We start from the raw sequence: 15721 nt of genomic DNA on the forward strand, positions 1-15721 counted from the left end.
CGGCCCCGCCCGCACCGAGCTGGGGCGATCTCCTGCACAGCCACGCTCGCCCATCCGACGTGCGGACCCGCCGCAGGTCCGGCATCACCTGGTGTCCCTGACCGGCACTTCGGAGGCATGCGCCATCCCTGGACCGGATTGCTCAGTAGGGATCGACGACCGGCTCATCTGCGTCGCTCGCACCGATACGGGCTGCCGCAGAGTTCTTGCGGTGCCCGACCGGCGCATGGCCGGCCGCAGCTGCGAGTCCGAACGCAGGCATGTTGCCGTACACGGCTTCGTACTCCCCGGCTCGCACCTTGAATGTCTCGTGCCAGATCCCGACATCGCCCGAGTCACGAACCACTTTGTTGAAGTGTCGCCACGGCGCCAGGTGCGGTAGGTCGGAGTCGCGCGCGAAGCGGTCGAGGTCCTCGAAGCTCCGCCAGTACTGGACCAGGATCGTCGTCCGCCCGATCCACTGCTGGTAGCCGAGGCAACCGAGCTCCGGGTGCTCGTCGATCGCCCGCAGCATCCTGGGCATGGCCGTTGCCACCGGCCACCACTTCGAAACCTTCCACGGTTTGTTGAAGCGCATCCCGATCAGGAACACGACGAAGTCGCCCTCGATCTCGGCGGTGAACCGTCCTCCGTGCACGCCCATGGGTCATCAACTCTCTGGCCGTCAGAAGCTCCGCGGACAGAACGCATCGTTCCACACTCGCCCCTGCTCGCTTCCCGATACCGATCTGAGCCGCCGTCCCACCCGTGGTGTCAACTCGCTGCCGAGCTCAGCCGACGCGGATGACCTTGGTGTCCTCGAACGGCCCGGGGCCCTCGCCGCCGGACGGGTCGTCGGTCATGGCGGCGAAGGTGTACTCGCCGGGCGCGAGCCCGGAGACGTCGACCTCGCTCTGCCAGGGGTAGAGGCGGTCCATCCAGCCCTCGGCGGTGCTGAAGCCGTCGAGCACGACGGTGCCGGAGGCGTCGCGGACCTCCCACGGAACGGTGGCCTCGAAGGAGGACGCGACGCCGCTCGCGGTGAAGGTGCCCGACACCTCGGCGCCGGACTCGGGGCTGGTGACGCTGACCAGGGAGAGCACGTCGAGCTGGTCGGCGTTGGCCACCCCGCCGTCGGTGTCGATGCCGAACATCGGCACCGCCGGACCACCGGCCTCGCCGACCACCTGCACCGGCGCGCGGCTCTGCAGCGCGCCCTGCACCGTGTAGACCAGCGCCTGCACGGCCAGCCGGGCCTGCTTGCGCGACATGTCGGCCGGCCGGTCGGCCCAGCGGTCGTCTGGCACCTGGGCGATGACCAGCCCGGCCTGCTCGTCGAGGCGGACCGAGGAGAAGCTGCCGTCGACCGGGAAGGCGGCCCGGTAGTCGGGGTCGGCGGGGACCCCGGCGGCGACCATGTCGGCGGCACCCAGCGCCGGGTCGCCGCTGACCTTGCGGAACTCGCGGTAGAGACGCGGGCCCATCGGGCTGTCGCCGACGTAGTAGACCGGCACGGTGCTCGTCTCGCCGGGATCGGGCTCGGCGGTGACGCTCGGGCTGGCGGTGTCGGTGGGCTCGGCGCTGGTCGTGGGCTCGCTCGGCTCGGTGCTGCCGGGGCTGCTGGTGCTGCCCGCGGGGGCCGGGTCGTCGGCACGGTCGCCGCCGTCGTCGCCGCACCCCGCGAGCACGCCCAGCGCCAGGGCCGTGACGGCTGCCCCGGCCAGGGTGCGGTGCAGCGGGCCGCGGCGGCTGCGGCTGGTCTGCTGGCTGGTCTGCTGGCTGGTCATGGTGCTCTCCCTCGTGCTCACGGGACCACGATGGTCCGTGTGTCGGTCATCGGCCCGCCCGACTCGCCGTCGGAGGGGTCACTGGTCATGGCCACGAACGTGTAACGGCCCGGCTCGAGGCCCGAGACGTCGATCCGCGCCTCCCACGGGTAGAGGCGCTCCATCCACCCCTCGGCGGTGCTGAAGCCGTCGAGCACCACGGCACCGGTGGCGTCGCGCACCTCCCACGGCACGGTCGCCTCGAACGACGAGGCACGCCCCCGAGCGGTGAAGGTGCCCTCGACCTGCTGCCCCTCGGCGGGGTCGCTGATGCTGACCAGGGCCAGCACGTCGAGGTCCTCGCCCTGGGCCAGCGGCTCCGCGACGGGTACGCCGAGGAGCTGGTCGGTGCGCTCGCCGTCGAGCAGGAGCTGCACCGGGGCCGCCGAGCCCACGGCGGCCTGCGCGGTGCGCACCACCTGCTCCACGGCCAGCGCGGCCTCGGCCGGGTCGAGCCCGACCGGCCGCAGACGCAGGTCGCCGGCGAGGTCGACCGTGACGAGCTCGGCGTCCCCGGTGGCCCCGGTGAGGGTCGCGCCGGTGCCGGCCCAGGGGGAGCGGTAGTCGGGGTCGTCGGGGTCGCCCTCCACCGCCGCGCGGACCGCGGGGGCCAGCGGCACGAAGCCGTCGCCGGGCACGGCCTGGAACTCCCGGTAGAGCCGGGGGCCGCGCGGGGTGTCGCCCAGGTAGTAGACGGCGGCGGTGACGCTCTCGGCCACCGGCGGGGTGGTCGGGGCGGTCGTGCTGGTGGGCGGCGGGTCGGTGCTCGGCGTGGGGGTCGCGGAGGGCCGGTCGGCCGGGTCGGGCGCCGAGGTCGGGGTGGACCCGGGGCCGAGCACCGCGACGGCGGTCACGGCCGCGGCCGCGGCCAGCGCCGCGCCGCCGGCGTACACCCAGCGGCGCTGCGGCCCCGGGCTGGCCGTGCGGGCCCGGATCTCGTCGAGCCGGTCGGTGGGCTCGACGTCGTCGACCGCCTCGCCCAGCAGGCGGGCCAGCTCGGCGTCGCGGTCGTGGGTGCTCATGAGGACTCCTCGAGGTACGACGCGAGCAGCTCGCGCAGGCGGGCGGAGCCGCGGGAGGCGTGGCTCTTCACGGCGCCGCGGCTGATGCCCAGCGCGTCGGCGATCTCGGCCTCGGACAGGTCCAGGTAGTGCCGCAGCGCGAGCACCTCGCGCTGCCGCTCGGGCAGCGCCCGCATGGCGTCGAGGACGGCCGCGCGGCGGTCGGCGACCAGGCTGCGCTCGTCGGCCGGGGCCGCGGTGGCCGGCGGGGGCGCGGCGGCGAGGTGGCGCTGGACGACGGCACGGTGGCGCAGGGCCGAGCGGGCGCGGTTGACCACGCTCTGGCGCAGGTAGGCCAGCGCCCTGGCCGGGTCGCGGATGCGGTCCCAGCGCCCGTGCACGGCCACGAAGGCGTCCTGCACGACCTCCTCCGCGGCTCCCACGTCGCGCAGCAGGAGGACCGCGAGCCGCACCAGCTCGCGCCAGTGCGCGGCGTACAGCTGCTCGAGCGCCTCGTCGGCGCTCCAGCGCGCGGGCTCGTCGCTCACGGTGCCCAGGGTGCCGGGGCGTCGTGGGGGAGCGCTCGCATGGGTGGTCACGCTAGTGCGACGCCCGAGGGGCCCTGGGGGTTTACCGCGGCGCGGCAGCGGATTTGTGGGACGATGCGTCGCGGGAGGCAACAAGTGAGCGACTGTCTGTTCTGCAGGATCGTCGCGGGGGAGGTCCCCGGCGACGTCGTGCACGTCACCGAGGGGACCGTCGCGTTCCGCGACGTCGCGCCGCAGGCGCCGACGCACGTGCTGGTGGTGCCGCGCACGCACTACGCGAACGCCGCCGAGCTGGCCGCCGGCGACCCCGCGGTGATGAGCGAGCTCGTCACCGCGGCCGCGGCGGTGGCCGCCGCGGAGGGGCACGACGACTACCGGCTGGTGCTCAACACCGGTGAGGGGGCGGGCCAGTCGGTCTTCCACACCCACCTGCACGTGCTGGCCGGCCGTCCGATGACGTGGCCGCCCGGATGAGCGGCGCGACCACCGGTCGGCCCGGCGTACGCCGCCTGGTCGTGCTCGCCCTGACCTGCCTGCTCGCCGTGGCCGGGGTCGTGGCCGGCGTGGCCGTGCTCGGCACCGACGACCGGCGCGACGGCGACCCGGCCAGCGTGCTCTCGCCGGTCGACCCGCCCGAGGTCGTGGCCGAGCAGCTCTCGTCGCTGCCGCCGGGCAAGGAGCTGCCGCTGCGCCGCGGCGAGAAGCGGATGAGCCTGGAGATGACCGAGGAGTACACGCCCTCGGCCCCCAGCGGTGACGGCACCGACGACTACCGCTGCTTCCTGCTCGACCCCGGCCTCGACGAGGACGTGTGGCTGACCGGCAGCCAGGTGGTGCCCGGCAACCCCGAGGTCGTGCACCACGTGATCCTCTTCCGCGTCGAGCCCGACCAGGTCGAGGCGGCGCGTGCGCTCGACCACAAGACCGTCGACCCCGGCTGGACCTGCTTCGGCGGCAGCGGCGTCGAGGGGGCCGCGGCCAACATCTCCGACGCCAGCTGGCTGGCGGCGTGGGCGCCCGGCGGCGACGAGACCCAGCTGCGCGACGGCCACGGCATCCGCCTCGAGGCCGGCACCCAGGTGGTCATGCAGGTGCACTACAACCTGCTGCGCGGCCAGTCGGCCGACCGGTCGGCGACCCGGTTGCGCTGGATGCCCGGCAGCCGCGACCTGACCCCGCTGCACACCTACCTGATGCCGGCCCCGGTCGAGCTGCCCTGCCGGGCCGCGCGCTCCGACGGCCCGCTCTGCGAGCGCGACGCGGCGATGGTCGACCTGCGCCGCCGCTTCGGCGCGGCCGCCTCGACCGCCGACGTGCTGCACCTGCTGTGCGGCGAGGGGCAGGGCCCCTCCGAGACGACCACCTGCACCCGCCGGGTCAGCCAGCCGATGACGGTGCTCGGCGCCGCCGGCCACATGCACCTGCTGGGCCGCGAGATCTCGGTGGTGGCCAACGCCGGCACGCCCGAGGAGCGCACGCTGCTCGACATCGACCAGTGGGACTTCGACGACCAGGGCTCCAAGCCGGTCGAGCCGCTGCGCCTCGAGGCGGGGGAGACCCTGACGGTGACCTGCACCCACCAGCAGTGGCTGCGCGACAAGCTGCCCGCCTTCGCCGGCCAGGAGGAGAAGTACGTGCTGTGGGGCGAGGGCTCCACCGACGAGATGTGCCTGGGCACCCTCCAGGTCGCCTACGACGGCGAGCCGGTCGGACGGTTCTGAGCCGGCCCGGCGGAACCCTCCGCCGGGCGCGCGCGTCGTACCGCCATGTCACTGTCCAGGCTCGTGCGGCTCGCGGTCGGGCTGGTCGCCTGCCTGCTCGTGGTCTCCTGCTCCGGCGAGGGCGCCTCGGTGCCTGCTCCGCCCAGGGCCGGGGCCCCGGCGCCCGAGGGGCACCGGTGGGTCGGTGCCGGGGGCGTGGTGGTGGCCGTCCCGGACTGGTGGACCACCGGCGACACCGAGTGCCTGCTCCCGGTCGAGGACACGGTCTACGTCGAGACCGGCGCCATGACCGACTGCGCCTTCACCGTCCCGCCCACGACCCCCACCGAGGTGTCGTCGCTGGCCGTGGTCGACACCGGCTCGGCGCACGGCTCGCGGCTCCTCGAGGACCTCTCGGTGGACGGGGAGGTCGGGGGCGAGCCGGTGCTGAGCGGTCGGGAGTGCGGATGGCTCGCGCCGCGCGTGTGCCGCAGCGTGCTCGCCGTCCCGTCGCGTGGGGTCGCCTTCGTCGTGCACGTCTCCGACCCCGGTGACGTGGACCTCGCCGTCCTGCGCGGCTCGCTGCGGCTGCAGCCCGACGCCCGGACCACGGTCCCCCTGGCCCTGGGCTCGGGGCGCACCCCGGTGTGGGGGGACCGGCCCGCGACCACCCGGTCGTACGCCGCTCTCCTGCGGCGCGAGGGGTTCCGGGTGCGGGTCGTGCCGGCCCCACCGGCCGACGCCGGCGACACGACCTCGCGCGTGGTCCTGCCCCGCGGGGCCCTGCTGGGCATCGAGCCCGGCCCGGGCAGTCCCGTCGAGGAGGGCGGCACGGTCGTGCTGACGGTCGCGCCGTCATCGGCCTGGCAGTAGCCCCGATCGCCCGGGTCGCCCGTCGCCCGGGTCGTCAGGGTCGTCAGAACAGGTAGGCGAGCCGCATCACGGCGAAGACCACCGGCAGCCCGAAGACCACCAGCAGCGCCCACGCGGTCCAGTAGTGCACGCGCTTCGTGGGGTCCAGCCTGCCGCCGAAGTCGAGCAGCGCGCCCTCGGGCGTGTGGTGGGTCAGGCCCATCGCCCGTGCGTGCGGCGGCATCGTCTCGCCGGGGAACCAGTAGGGCGCGGAGTCGTCGTCGTGGGAGTCGGGGTCCTCGTCGTCCCACTCGCGCAGGTCGTGCTCGCCCCCGGCCATGGCCCCAGCCTACGTCGGGGCCCCTTTACTGAGTGGGTGCTGCTCGGGGCCACGCCGTAGCATGGGAGGCGCTCGACCCACCGTCCCCACGACAGAGAGGCGCCCTCCGGGCATCCATGTCCCACTCCGATGACCGCAGCACCCCCGCCGAGAGCCCCACCAGCGGAGCACGCAGCCACCACACGGTCGTGGTGCCCAACAGCATCGACATGGTCAGCCTGCTGGGTCCCGGTGACGAGCACCTCGCCCTGATCGAGAAGGCCTTCGACGCCGCCGTGCACGTGCGCGGCAACCGGATCACGCTCGAGGGCGACCCGGGGGAGATCGCGCTGGCCCAGCGGCTGCTCGACGAGCTCGTCACCATCATCCGCACCGGTCAGGGCATCAGCACCGAGACCGTCGAGCGGGTGCTGACGATGCTGCGCACCGAGACGACCGAGCGCCCCGCCGACGTGCTGAGCCTCAACATCCTCTCCAACCGGGGCCGCTCGATCCGCCCCAAGACGCTGAACCAGAAGAAGTACGTCGAGTCGATCGACAAGCACACGATCACCTTCGGCATCGGCCCGGCCGGCACCGGCAAGACCTACCTCGGCATGGCCAAGGCCGTGCAGGCGCTGCAGTCCAAGCAGGTCAACCGGATCATCCTGACCCGCCCGGCCGTCGAGGCCGGCGAGCGCCTGGGCTTCCTGCCCGGCACCCTGAGCGAGAAGATCGACCCCTACCTGCGCCCGCTCTACGACGCGCTGCACGACATGATCGACCCCGAGACGATCCCCAAGCTGCTGGCCGCCGGCACCATCGAGGTCGCCCCGCTGGCCTACATGCGCGGCCGCTCGCTCAACGACTCCTTCATCATCCTCGACGAGGCGCAGAACACCACGCCCGAGCAGATGAAGATGTTCCTGACCCGGCTGGGCTTCGGGTCCAAGATCGTCGTCACCGGCGACATCACCCAGACCGACCTGCCCGGCGGGACCCGCTCGGGCCTGCGCGTCGTGGAGGAGATCCTCGACGGCGTCGAGGACATCGGCTTCAACCGCCTGACCAGCAGCGACGTCGTGCGGCACCGGCTCGTGGGCCGCATCGTGGCGGCGTACGACGACTTCGACGCCCGCGCCGAGCGCGCCCGACCCGTGCAGGGGAACCGACCATGAGCATCGAGGTCCTCGACGAGTCCGGCCAGCAGGTCGACGTACGCCGTCTCTCCACGCTCAGCCGCTTCGTGATGGACCGGATGCACGTGCACCCGCAGGCCGAGCTGTGCATCAAGGCCGTCGACGAGGCCACCATCGCCGAGCTCAACGAGCAGTGGATGGACAAGGAGGGCCCCACCGACGTGCTGGCCTTCCCGATGGACGAGCTGCGCCCGGGCCTGGTCGACGAGGAGCCCGAGGAGGGCGTGCTCGGCGACCTGGTGCTGTGCCCCGAGATCGCGCGCCGCCAGGGCGAGAGCGCCGGTCACGGCACCGTGGCCGAGATCGAGCTGCTCACCGTGCACGGCATCCTGCACCTGCTCGGCTACGACCACGCCGAGCCGGAGGAGCACCGCGAGATGTTCGGCCTGCAGGACGAGCTGCTGGCCGCGTGGCGCGCCACTGACGACGCATGAGCGGCGGTGACGTCGGGCTGCTGGTGACGGCGGCCGCCCTGGTCGTGCTCGCGGGCATCTTCTCGGCCGCCGACGCCGCGCTGGCCTCCTTCTCCCACGCCCGGGCCGGTGAGCTGCTCGCCGAGGGACGCGCCGGCGCGAAGCGGCTGATCGGGCTCCTCGACGACCTGCCCCGCTACCTCAACACCGCGCTGCTGCTGCGGATGGCCTGCGAGGTCTCCGCGATCGTGCTGGTCGCGCTGCAGGTCGACGAGTTGATGCACGGGGCGTGGTGGGCCAGCGTGCTGACCGCCATCGCCGTGATGCTGCTGGTCTCCTTCGTGGTCGTCGGCGTGGCGCCGCGCACGATGGGCCGCCAGCACGCCGAGACCGTCGCGCTGCTCTCGGCGGCCCCGCTGAGCCTGGTCACGCGGGTCCTGGGCCCGATCCCGCAGGTGCTGATCGCGCTGGGCAACGCGCTGACGCCCGGCAAGGGCTTCCGGGAGGGCCCGTTCTCGACCGAGTCCGAGCTGCGCGAGCTCGTCGACCTGGCCGAGGCCTCCTCGCTCATCGAGAGCGAGGAGCGCCGGATGATCCACTCGGTCTTCGAGCTCGGCGACACCACCGCCCGTGAGGTGATGGTGCCCCGCAACGACGTGGTCTACGTCGAGAAGCACAAGAACCTGCGCCAGAGCCTGTCGCTCTTCCTGCGCAGCGGCTACTCGCGGCTGCCGGTCGTCGACGAGAACCTCGACGACATCGTCGGGATGGCCTACCTCAAGGACATCGTGCGGCGCGACTTCGAGGCGCCCGACGCCGAGTTCACCGAGCGGATCGAGTCGGTGATGCGCCCGGTGCACTGGGTGCCCGAGTCGAAGGCGGTCGACGGGCTGCTCAAGGAGATGCAGGCGCGTCGCCAGCACATCGCGGTCGTCGTCGACGAGTACGGCGGCACCGCCGGCCTGGTCACCATCGAGGACATCCTCGAGGAGATCGTCGGCGAGATCACCGACGAGTACGACGAGGACGAGATCGAGGTCGAGCACCTCGCCGAGGGCGTCGTGCGGGTCTCCTCGCGCTTCCCCGTCGACGACCTCGAGGAGATCTTCGGCGACGACGTCGAGGAGGAGGACGTCGACTCCGTCGGCGGGCTGATGGCCAAGCACCTCGGCCTGGTGCCGATCCCCGGCTCCTCGGTCGAGGCCCACGGGCTGCGCTTCGTCGCCGAGGACAGCGCCGGGCGCCGCAACAAGATCGTCACCGTGCTCATCTCGCGGCTCGAGCCGGTGCACGACAGCGACGACGAAGAGGACCGCCCCGACAACCGTCGCGACGACAGCCGCGACCACCGAGAGGACGACGAGGACCAGTGAGCACCCCCGCCCCCGCCGAGGACCCCGCCCCCGAGGCGCTGGCCGCCGAGGACAAGAAGCTGGTGACCCTCGCGCGCTCCACCCGGGCCCGCACCCGCGCCGCCGAGGGGGCCGCGGTCCGCGACGCCGACGGGCGCACCTACGCCGCCGCCACCGTCGACCTGCCCTCCCTGCAGGTCTCGGCGCTCGGGGTCTGCGTCGCGATGGCCGTCGCCTCGGGCGCCACGGGGCTCGAGGCCGCCGTCGTGCTGACCCACGCCGACGCGGTGACGTCGCGCGACCTCGACGCGCTGCGCGACCTCGCCGGCAGCGGCGTACCGGTGCATCGCGGGGACGCCAAGGGCGCCCTCGCCGGCACCACCCGCACCTGACCCGGCCCATATCTCGCCCCGACCCGGCGCAAATCTCGCCCCGACCCGGCCTGAGCTTCGCCTCGAGCCGGCCCGGGCAAACCCGGTGACCCCGGCCGCAGCGGCGCTCTAGGCTGCCGCGCATGGACGAGACACGGCTGCTGCAGGAGGTCGAGGCACACTTCGCGGTGACGGCGGCCAGCACGCCGGGCTGGGCCAGCCCGCACCCCGACCGGGAGCCGCTCGACGAGGAGTACTCGCGGGTCTCCGACCCGGCCAAGTGGCGCATCGAGGGTGCTCGGGCCCTGGCCTGGACCCTCGCCCTCACCGAGCTCGGCGTGGCCTCGCGCGAGGGGGTCGCCCCGAGCGACATCGCGGTCCCGGGCCGACGGGGCTGGCGGGTGGTCCCGCGAGCGGCCGGGGCGTTGCCGCTGCGCGTCGTCGGCGATGCGTCAGTCGACGACCTGCTGGTCGACGTCGACCTGCGAGCCGGTGAGCCGCCGGTGGGCGTGCTGGAGACGGACTGCCACTGCGACGCCTGCGACTCCGGTTCCGCCGACCTCCTCGAGGTCCACGACCGCGCCTGGCTCGACGTGGTCGGCGGCGAGCTCGTCCACCTCGAAGCGCCGGGACGCACCGCGACCGGAGGGCGGGAGGGGTGGTCGGGCAGCTGGGACGGCAGGAGCACCGGCGAGACACGTGCGGAACAACGCGCGGAGAGCGAGGCGATCGCCCACGACCTCGACGCCGTACGACGCGGCTGCGCACCCCGCCCGCTGTGGCAGCGCGTCGTCCACGGGGCGCCCTGGACGTGACTCGGTGGCCCGGCAGGCAGGTCAGGCCGACTGGGCGGGAAGTTCGGGCCGGGTCAGCGGGACATTTGGGCCGGGTCAGCTCGGGCGGGCGGCGGGTGGGAGCTCGTCGAGGGGGCGGCCCGGCGCGCGGAGCGGGTCCTCGGGCAGCGCCTCGACCTGCAGGCGGCACCAGGGGCTGACGTCGCGGCTGCCGTCGAGGACGCCGGCGCGGAAGTCGGCCCACGACTCCCAGACCACCTCCTCGACCTCGGCCGGGTCGAGGTGGGGCTCGGTGGAGGTGGTGGCCACCAGCACCGGGCACAGCTCGTGCTCGACGACGCCCTGCATCTCGGCGCGGTAGCCGAAGCCGGGCAGCAGCACCCGCAGGTCGTCGAGCTCGAGGCCGAGCTCCTGGTGCACCCGCCGGCGCACGCCGTCGAGGAACGCCTCGCCGGGGGCCGGGTGGCCGCAGGCGGAGTTGGTCCACAGCCCGGGGAAGGTGCGCTTGCTCAGCGCCCGCCTGCTCAGCAGGATCCGGCCGTCGTGGTCGAAGACGTAGCAGGAGAACGCCAGGTGCAGGGGGGTGTCGGCGTGGTGCACGCCGGCCTTGTCGGCGACCCCGACTGCGTGCCCGGTCTCGTCGAGCAGCACCACCTGCTCGCGCGCGGGCTGGGCCACCGGCCCGCTCATGCCGGCCTCGCGAGCTGGTTGACCGCCGCGCCGAAGACCCAGGGCACCCGGTCGGCCGCGGCCACTAGGCGCCGGCGCACCACCTGGTGCCGGGTGGCGGTGACCAGGCCCAGGGTCAGCAGCTCGTGACGGCGCCGCAGCCGGCGTGAGGTGGCGTCGTACCCCTCGGGGGCGTCGGCGACCACGGCCGCGACCGCCGCGGCGGCCTCGGCCAGCCCGAGCGCGATGCCCTCGCCGGTGAGCGCGTCGACGTAGCCCGCGGCGTCGCCGACGAGCAGCACCCGCCCGGCGACCCGGGCGCGCGCCTGCTGGCGCAGCGGCCCGGCGCCCATGACGCGGGTCCGCTCGACGCCCGCCACCCGGTCGCGCAGGCCCGTGAAGCCCTCGAGCAGCGTGGCGAACGGCGCGCGGCGCCCGCTGAGCAGCGCCAGACCGACGAGGTCGGGGGCGACCGGGGTCACGTAGGCCTCGGCGTGGGGTGCCCAGTGCACCTCGACGAAGTCGCTCCACGGCGCGACGCGCAGGTGGCAGCGCTGGCCGTAGCGCCGGGCGCTGCGCACCGGCGCATCGAGGCCGAGCAGCCGGCGCACGGGGGAGTGCAGCCCGTCCGCGGCGACCAGGTAGCGGGTCGGCCGGCCGTCGACGAGCAGGTGCGAGCCCCGGTCGACCACCGAGCGCACGGCCTCGTGCCGCACCTCGACCCCCGCGTCGGCGAGGCGGCGCGACAACCCCGCGTGCAGCGTCGTACGCCGCACGCCGCGGCCCGGCCCGGCCCGGAAGCGCGCGTCGACGCTGCGCCGCTCGTCGCGGTAGCGGATGCCGGCCAGGTCGACGCCCTCGACCTCGACGCCCAGGTCGGCCAGGTGCGTCAGCGCCCCGGGCATCAGCCCCTCGCCGCAGGCCTTGTCGACGACCCCGGCGCGGGGCTCCACCACCACCACGTCGAGCCCGGCGCGGTGGGCGTGCAGCGCGGCGGCCAGGCCCACCGGCCCGCCGCCGGCGACCACGAGGTCATGCACGGCGCGCCCCGGGCTGGAGCGGTCCCGCGGGAGCCGGCGGCAGCGTGGCCAGCGCGGCGTCCTCGACCCGCAGCCGCACCGTCAGCAGCGCCGCGTTGGCCACGGTGAAGACCAGCGCGGTGACCCACGACAGGTGCAGCAGCGGCAGCGCGGCGCCCTCGACGACGACGGCGACGTAGTTGGGGTGGGAGAAGAACCGGTAGGGCCCGCCCGTGACCGGGGGCAGCCCCGGCACGATGATAACCCGGGTGTTCCAGCGCGGCCCGAGGGCGACGATGCACCACCAGCGCAGCGCCTGGGAGGCCACGACCAGCACCAGCATCGAGGCGGCCAGCGCGAGCGGCACGTCGGGGCGCACGACGTAGGCCTCGACGAGCATCGCGACCAGCAGCCCCGAGTGCAGCACCACCATGACGGGGTAGTGGCCCCGGCCGGTCTCGACGCCGCCGCGGGCGAAGGACCAGGCGGCGTTGCGCTTGGACACGACGAGCTCGGCGAGCCGCTCGAGCGCGACCAGGGCGACGACGACGGTGAAGAAGGTCAGCGAGGTCACGCGGCACCGCCCTCGGCGCGCAGCAGCACCAGCTCGGAGCAGAAGCCGGGGCCCATCGCCATCATCAGGCCGTAGGAGCCCGGGCGCGGCGGCTTGTCGCGCAGGGTGTCCTCGAGCACGTGCAGCACCGAGGCCGAGGACAGGTTGCCGACCCGGTCGAGCGACTCCCAGGTCAGCCGCACGTCCTCGTGCTCGAGCTCGAGCGCCTCCTGCAGCGCCTCGATCACCTTGGGCCCGCCGGGGTGGCAGACCCACCACTCGACGTCGGCGCGGGTCAGGTCGTGGGAGGCCAGGAACCCGTCGACGTCCTCGCGGATGTAGCGCCCGACGATCTGGGGCACCGCGGCGTCGAGCACGATCCGCAGCCCACCGCTGGTGACGTCGAAGCCCATGGTGCGCTCGGAGTCGGGGTAGAGCCGGCTGCGGGTGTCGAGCACCCGCGCGGCGCCCGGCTCGCCCGCCTCGCCGCGGGCCACCACGGCCGCGGCACCGTCGCCGAAGAGCCCGCTGGCCACCAGGTTGGGCACCGACACGTCGTCGCGCTGCACCGTCAGCGAGCACAGCTCGACCGCGACCAGCACCGCCACCTGGCCGGGGTGGCCCACCAGGTAGTCGTGCAGCCGCGCCACGCCCGCGGCCCCCGCCACGCAGCCCAGGCCCACGATCGGCACCCGCTTCACGTCGGGCCGCATGCCGGTGGCGCTCGCGATGCGTGCGTCCAGCGAGGGGATCGCCAGCCCGGTCACCGTCGCCGAGACCACCAGGTCGACGTCGCTGGGTGTCAGGTCGGCCGCCTTGAGCGCCTCCTCGACCGCGCGCGAGCCGAGCGCGACCGCCTCGGTGATGAAGTGGTCGTTGGCCTCGGTGAAGCCGCCGAGCTCGCCGTACGCCGCCAGCGGCAGCGCGAGGTGGCGCTGGCTGACCCCGGCGTTGCGGTGGAAGCGGCGCAGCACCCGCTCGTCGAGCCGGCCCTGCGCGATGACGTCGGCGAAGGCGGCCGTGATCTCGTCCTGGGTGTGCGTGTGCTCGGGCAGCGTGCCGCGGACAGCGAGGATCTGCATGGTGGGTCCCCAGTCAGGTGGTGGTCAGGTGGTGGTCAGGTGGTGGTCAGGTGCGGGCCGGGCCAGGTGGGCCAGCAGACCGACACCCAGGCGTGGGCCGATGCGGCCGCCGCCCAGGCCGATCTCGACGAGGTCGTCGAAGACGCGCTGGTCGCGGGCCGCGGCGCCGATGCCGGCGTCGACGACCCGGGGGTGCCGCGAGAGCCGGGAGGCGGCCCAGGTGTGGCGCAGGTGGCGCCCGAGCAGCGCCCGCACCTCCCGCCCGTACGCCGCCCCCGCGGCCCCCGGCTCGTCCGCGGCCAGGGCGCGGGCCGCGGCCCGCCCGGCCAGCGCGCCGGTGGCGACCGCGTAGTAGATGCCCTCGCCGGTCATCGGGTTGACCAGCCCGGCCGCGTCGCCGGCGAGCAGCACCGGGCCGTCGGGGTGGCGCCAGCCCAGTCCTGAGAGCGGCAGGTGGTGCCCGCGCCAGGCGGTGCCGCCCTCGGTCGCGCCGGGCAGCAGCTCCTCGAGCTGCTCGAGCAGCAGGGCGCGGGTGGGCGGGTCGGTGCCACCGACCAGCTCGCCGTACCCGACGTTGGCCAGTCCGTCGCCGCGGTCGAAGGACCAGGCGTAGGAGGGCTGGCGGCGCTCGCCGTAGCGGATCACCTGCAGGCCCCGGCGCCCTCGCGGGGTGGGCGCGTAGCCGCGCAGGGCCAGGGCCCGGGGAGCGGTCGGGCCCAGCCCGGCCCCGGTGCGCACCACGGAGTGCGCCCCGTCGGCGCCGACGACGACCCCCGCGCGCAGGTGGTCGACCTCGACCCCGGCAGACCCGGCTCGCACCTCGCGCACCCGGTGGCGCACCAGCTCGGCGCCGCGCTCGACGGCCCGCTCGGCGAGGCGGGCGTCGAAGACCTCGCGCGGGATGACGTGCACCTCGCGGCGCATCCGGCCCGCGACCTCGCGCGAGCCGCGGCTGAGCGTGAGGTGGCGCAACGGACGCCAGCCCTCGACGACGTCGGCGGCGCCCAGCGGCCGCAGCACGTCGAGGACGTGCGGGGCGATGCCGTCGCCGCAGCACTTGTCGCGGGGGAGCTCGGCACGCTCGACGAGCAGCACCCGCAGGTCGGGGGAGTGCGCCAGGGCCGCCATGGCGGCGGCCGAGCCCGCGGGTCCGGCGCCGACGACGACCAGGTCGTGGGAGGCGCTCATCCGGCCACCACCAGCAGGGCGACGTCGACCAGGGCGATGCCGACCGCGGCCCGGAAGGAGTCGCGGCCCCGTCGCACGAGCGCCAGGCCGGCCAGCGCCACGACGAGCACGGCCCCGACCGCCAGCGCCCAGCCGGGCAGGCCCGGGGCGCCGAGCGCGATCACCGCGCTGGCCGCCACCAGCACCGCCACCGCCGCCACCGGCAGCAGCCGCGGGCCGAGCCGGTGCGGCAGCCCGCGCACCCCGGTGGCCGCGTCGTCACCGAGGTCGGGCAGCACGTTGGCCAGGTGCGCGCCGACACCCAGCAGGGCGCCGGCCGCGACTCCCCACGCCGGCGGACTGTCGGGCCCGGCGAGCCACACGACGCCCGGCAGCGCGCCGAAGGCCACGGCGTAGGGCAGCCACGACAGCGCCGTCGCCTTGAGGCCCAGGTTGTAGGCCCAGCCGGCGGCGACCAGCAGCAGGTGGAGCAGCCCCGCCGCGGGGCCGAGCGCCAGCGAGAGCGCCGCCGTGGCCACCAGCGCCGCGGCGCAGCACCCACGCACGAGGCGCTCCGAGAGCTCCCCGGTGGCCAGCGGCTTGTCGGTGCGGCCGACCGCGCGGTCGCGGCGTACGTCGACGAGGTCGTTGCTCCAGCCGATGGTGAGCTGGCCGGTCAGCACCGCGGCCACCACGAGCGCGGCGCGCGGGCCGTCGAGGCCCGCCGGCACGGTCAGCAGGCCCGCGAGCGCGGTCACGGCCAGGGTCGGGCCCAGGTGGGCCGACCCGAGCAGGGCGCTCATGCCTCGCCACGTCACGGGCCCTGTCTACCGTGCCCCGGGTCACGCTGCCCCACCCGCACGGCCGAGCCGTGCGG

At 74.8% G+C, this 15721-nt stretch carries 19 protein-coding genes; 8 read left to right on the forward strand and 11 right to left on the reverse strand.

Annotated features, from left to right (window positions below):
• Positions 1-142: 142 nt before the first annotated feature.
• From JOE61_RS18960 to JOE61_RS18975, 4 genes are all read right to left on the reverse strand, one after another.
• Entirely contained in the window at positions 143-643 is a 501-nt protein-coding gene (locus tag JOE61_RS18960; protein ID WP_193667395.1) for a DUF4188 domain-containing protein, read from the reverse strand.
• A 127-nt stretch (positions 644-770) separates the two neighbouring features.
• Positions 771-1787, reverse strand: coding sequence for a Gmad2 immunoglobulin-like domain-containing protein (locus JOE61_RS22630; RefSeq protein WP_193667394.1), 1017 nt, complete (start codon positions 1785-1787; stop codon positions 771-773).
• Complete coding sequence (locus tag JOE61_RS18970) at positions 1784-2827, reverse strand: Gmad2 immunoglobulin-like domain-containing protein (RefSeq protein ID WP_193667393.1); 1044 nt, start codon at positions 2825-2827, stop codon at positions 1784-1786. The genes JOE61_RS22630 and JOE61_RS18970 overlap by 4 nt, the downstream gene beginning before the upstream one ends.
• Positions 2824-3354: a SigE family RNA polymerase sigma factor gene (locus JOE61_RS18975; protein ID WP_204797316.1), complete on the reverse strand. Its 531-nt coding sequence runs from the start codon at positions 3352-3354 to the stop codon at positions 2824-2826. Before JOE61_RS18975 ends, JOE61_RS18970 begins: the two co-directional genes overlap by 4 nt.
• A gap of 135 nt (positions 3355-3489) precedes the next feature.
• Between JOE61_RS18975 and JOE61_RS18980 the strand changes: the two genes are divergently transcribed.
• From JOE61_RS18980 to JOE61_RS18990, 3 genes are read left to right on the forward strand one after another with little or no spacing between them, the layout of a single operon-like run.
• The gene (locus JOE61_RS18980; RefSeq protein ID WP_307823103.1) at positions 3490-3828 is read left to right on the forward strand and encodes a histidine triad nucleotide-binding protein; all 339 of its coding nucleotides are present in this window, start codon (positions 3490-3492) and stop codon (positions 3826-3828) included.
• On the forward strand, positions 3825-5075 hold the full coding sequence (locus JOE61_RS18985; protein WP_193667391.1) for a monooxygenase: 1251 nt from the start codon (positions 3825-3827) through the stop codon (positions 5073-5075). The genes JOE61_RS18980 and JOE61_RS18985 overlap by 4 nt, the downstream gene beginning before the upstream one ends.
• 45 nt (positions 5076-5120) lie before the next feature.
• Positions 5121-5927, forward strand: coding sequence for a hypothetical protein (locus tag JOE61_RS18990; protein ID WP_193667390.1), 807 nt, complete (start codon positions 5121-5123; stop codon positions 5925-5927).
• Positions 5928-5970: 43 nt separating this feature from the next.
• Here the strand turns inward: JOE61_RS18990 and JOE61_RS18995 are convergent, their stop codons facing one another.
• Positions 5971-6246 (reverse strand): hypothetical protein, encoded by a 276-nt coding sequence (locus tag JOE61_RS18995; RefSeq protein WP_193667389.1) that lies wholly within the window; start codon positions 6244-6246, stop codon positions 5971-5973.
• 116 nt (positions 6247-6362) lie between these two features.
• Between JOE61_RS18995 and JOE61_RS19000 the strand changes: the two genes are divergently transcribed.
• From JOE61_RS19000 to JOE61_RS19020, 5 genes are all read left to right on the forward strand, one after another.
• On the forward strand, positions 6363-7403 hold the full coding sequence (locus JOE61_RS19000) for a PhoH family protein (protein ID WP_193667388.1): 1041 nt from the start codon (positions 6363-6365) through the stop codon (positions 7401-7403).
• Positions 7400-7858, forward strand: coding sequence for an rRNA maturation RNase YbeY (ybeY, locus tag JOE61_RS19005; protein ID WP_193667387.1), 459 nt, complete (start codon positions 7400-7402; stop codon positions 7856-7858). Before JOE61_RS19000 ends, ybeY begins: the two co-directional genes overlap by 4 nt.
• A complete protein-coding gene (locus tag JOE61_RS19010) occupies positions 7855-9210 on the forward strand; it encodes a hemolysin family protein (RefSeq protein WP_193667386.1) in 1356 nt (451 codons plus the stop codon). Before ybeY ends, JOE61_RS19010 begins: the two co-directional genes overlap by 4 nt.
• A complete protein-coding gene (locus JOE61_RS19015; RefSeq protein ID WP_193667385.1) occupies positions 9207-9581 on the forward strand; it encodes a cytidine deaminase-like protein in 375 nt (124 codons plus the stop codon). The genes JOE61_RS19010 and JOE61_RS19015 overlap by 4 nt, the downstream gene beginning before the upstream one ends.
• A gap of 122 nt (positions 9582-9703) precedes the next feature.
• Complete coding sequence (locus JOE61_RS19020) at positions 9704-10375, forward strand: DUF6226 family protein (RefSeq protein WP_193667384.1); 672 nt, start codon at positions 9704-9706, stop codon at positions 10373-10375.
• Between the two features lie 75 nt (positions 10376-10450).
• On the opposite strand, the gene idi is transcribed toward JOE61_RS19020, so the two are convergent.
• From idi to JOE61_RS19050, 6 genes are read right to left on the reverse strand one after another with little or no spacing between them, the layout of a single operon-like run.
• Positions 10451-11044 (reverse strand): isopentenyl-diphosphate Delta-isomerase, encoded by a 594-nt coding sequence (gene idi / locus JOE61_RS19025; RefSeq protein ID WP_193667383.1) that lies wholly within the window; start codon positions 11042-11044, stop codon positions 10451-10453.
• On the reverse strand, positions 11041-12063 hold the full coding sequence (locus tag JOE61_RS19030) for an FAD-dependent monooxygenase (protein WP_193667382.1): 1023 nt from the start codon (positions 12061-12063) through the stop codon (positions 11041-11043). The genes idi and JOE61_RS19030 overlap by 4 nt, the downstream gene beginning before the upstream one ends.
• On the reverse strand, positions 12056-12616 hold the full coding sequence (locus JOE61_RS19035; protein ID WP_193667381.1) for an isoprenylcysteine carboxyl methyltransferase family protein: 561 nt from the start codon (positions 12614-12616) through the stop codon (positions 12056-12058). Before JOE61_RS19035 ends, JOE61_RS19030 begins: the two co-directional genes overlap by 8 nt.
• Positions 12613-13677, reverse strand: coding sequence for a type III polyketide synthase (locus JOE61_RS19040; protein WP_193667380.1), 1065 nt, complete (start codon positions 13675-13677; stop codon positions 12613-12615). Before JOE61_RS19040 ends, JOE61_RS19035 begins: the two co-directional genes overlap by 4 nt.
• Positions 13678-13701: 24 nt before the next feature.
• On the reverse strand, positions 13702-14865 hold the full coding sequence (locus JOE61_RS19045; protein WP_193667379.1) for an NAD(P)/FAD-dependent oxidoreductase: 1164 nt from the start codon (positions 14863-14865) through the stop codon (positions 13702-13704).
• Complete coding sequence (locus tag JOE61_RS19050; protein WP_193667378.1) at positions 14862-15647, reverse strand: UbiA family prenyltransferase; 786 nt, start codon at positions 15645-15647, stop codon at positions 14862-14864. Before JOE61_RS19050 ends, JOE61_RS19045 begins: the two co-directional genes overlap by 4 nt.
• Between the last annotated feature and the right edge of the window lie 74 nt (positions 15648-15721).

Origin of the sequence: Nocardioides salarius (assembly GCF_016907435.1) — a bacterium.
Classification (GTDB): domain Bacteria; phylum Actinomycetota; class Actinomycetes; order Propionibacteriales; family Nocardioidaceae; genus Nocardioides; species Nocardioides salarius.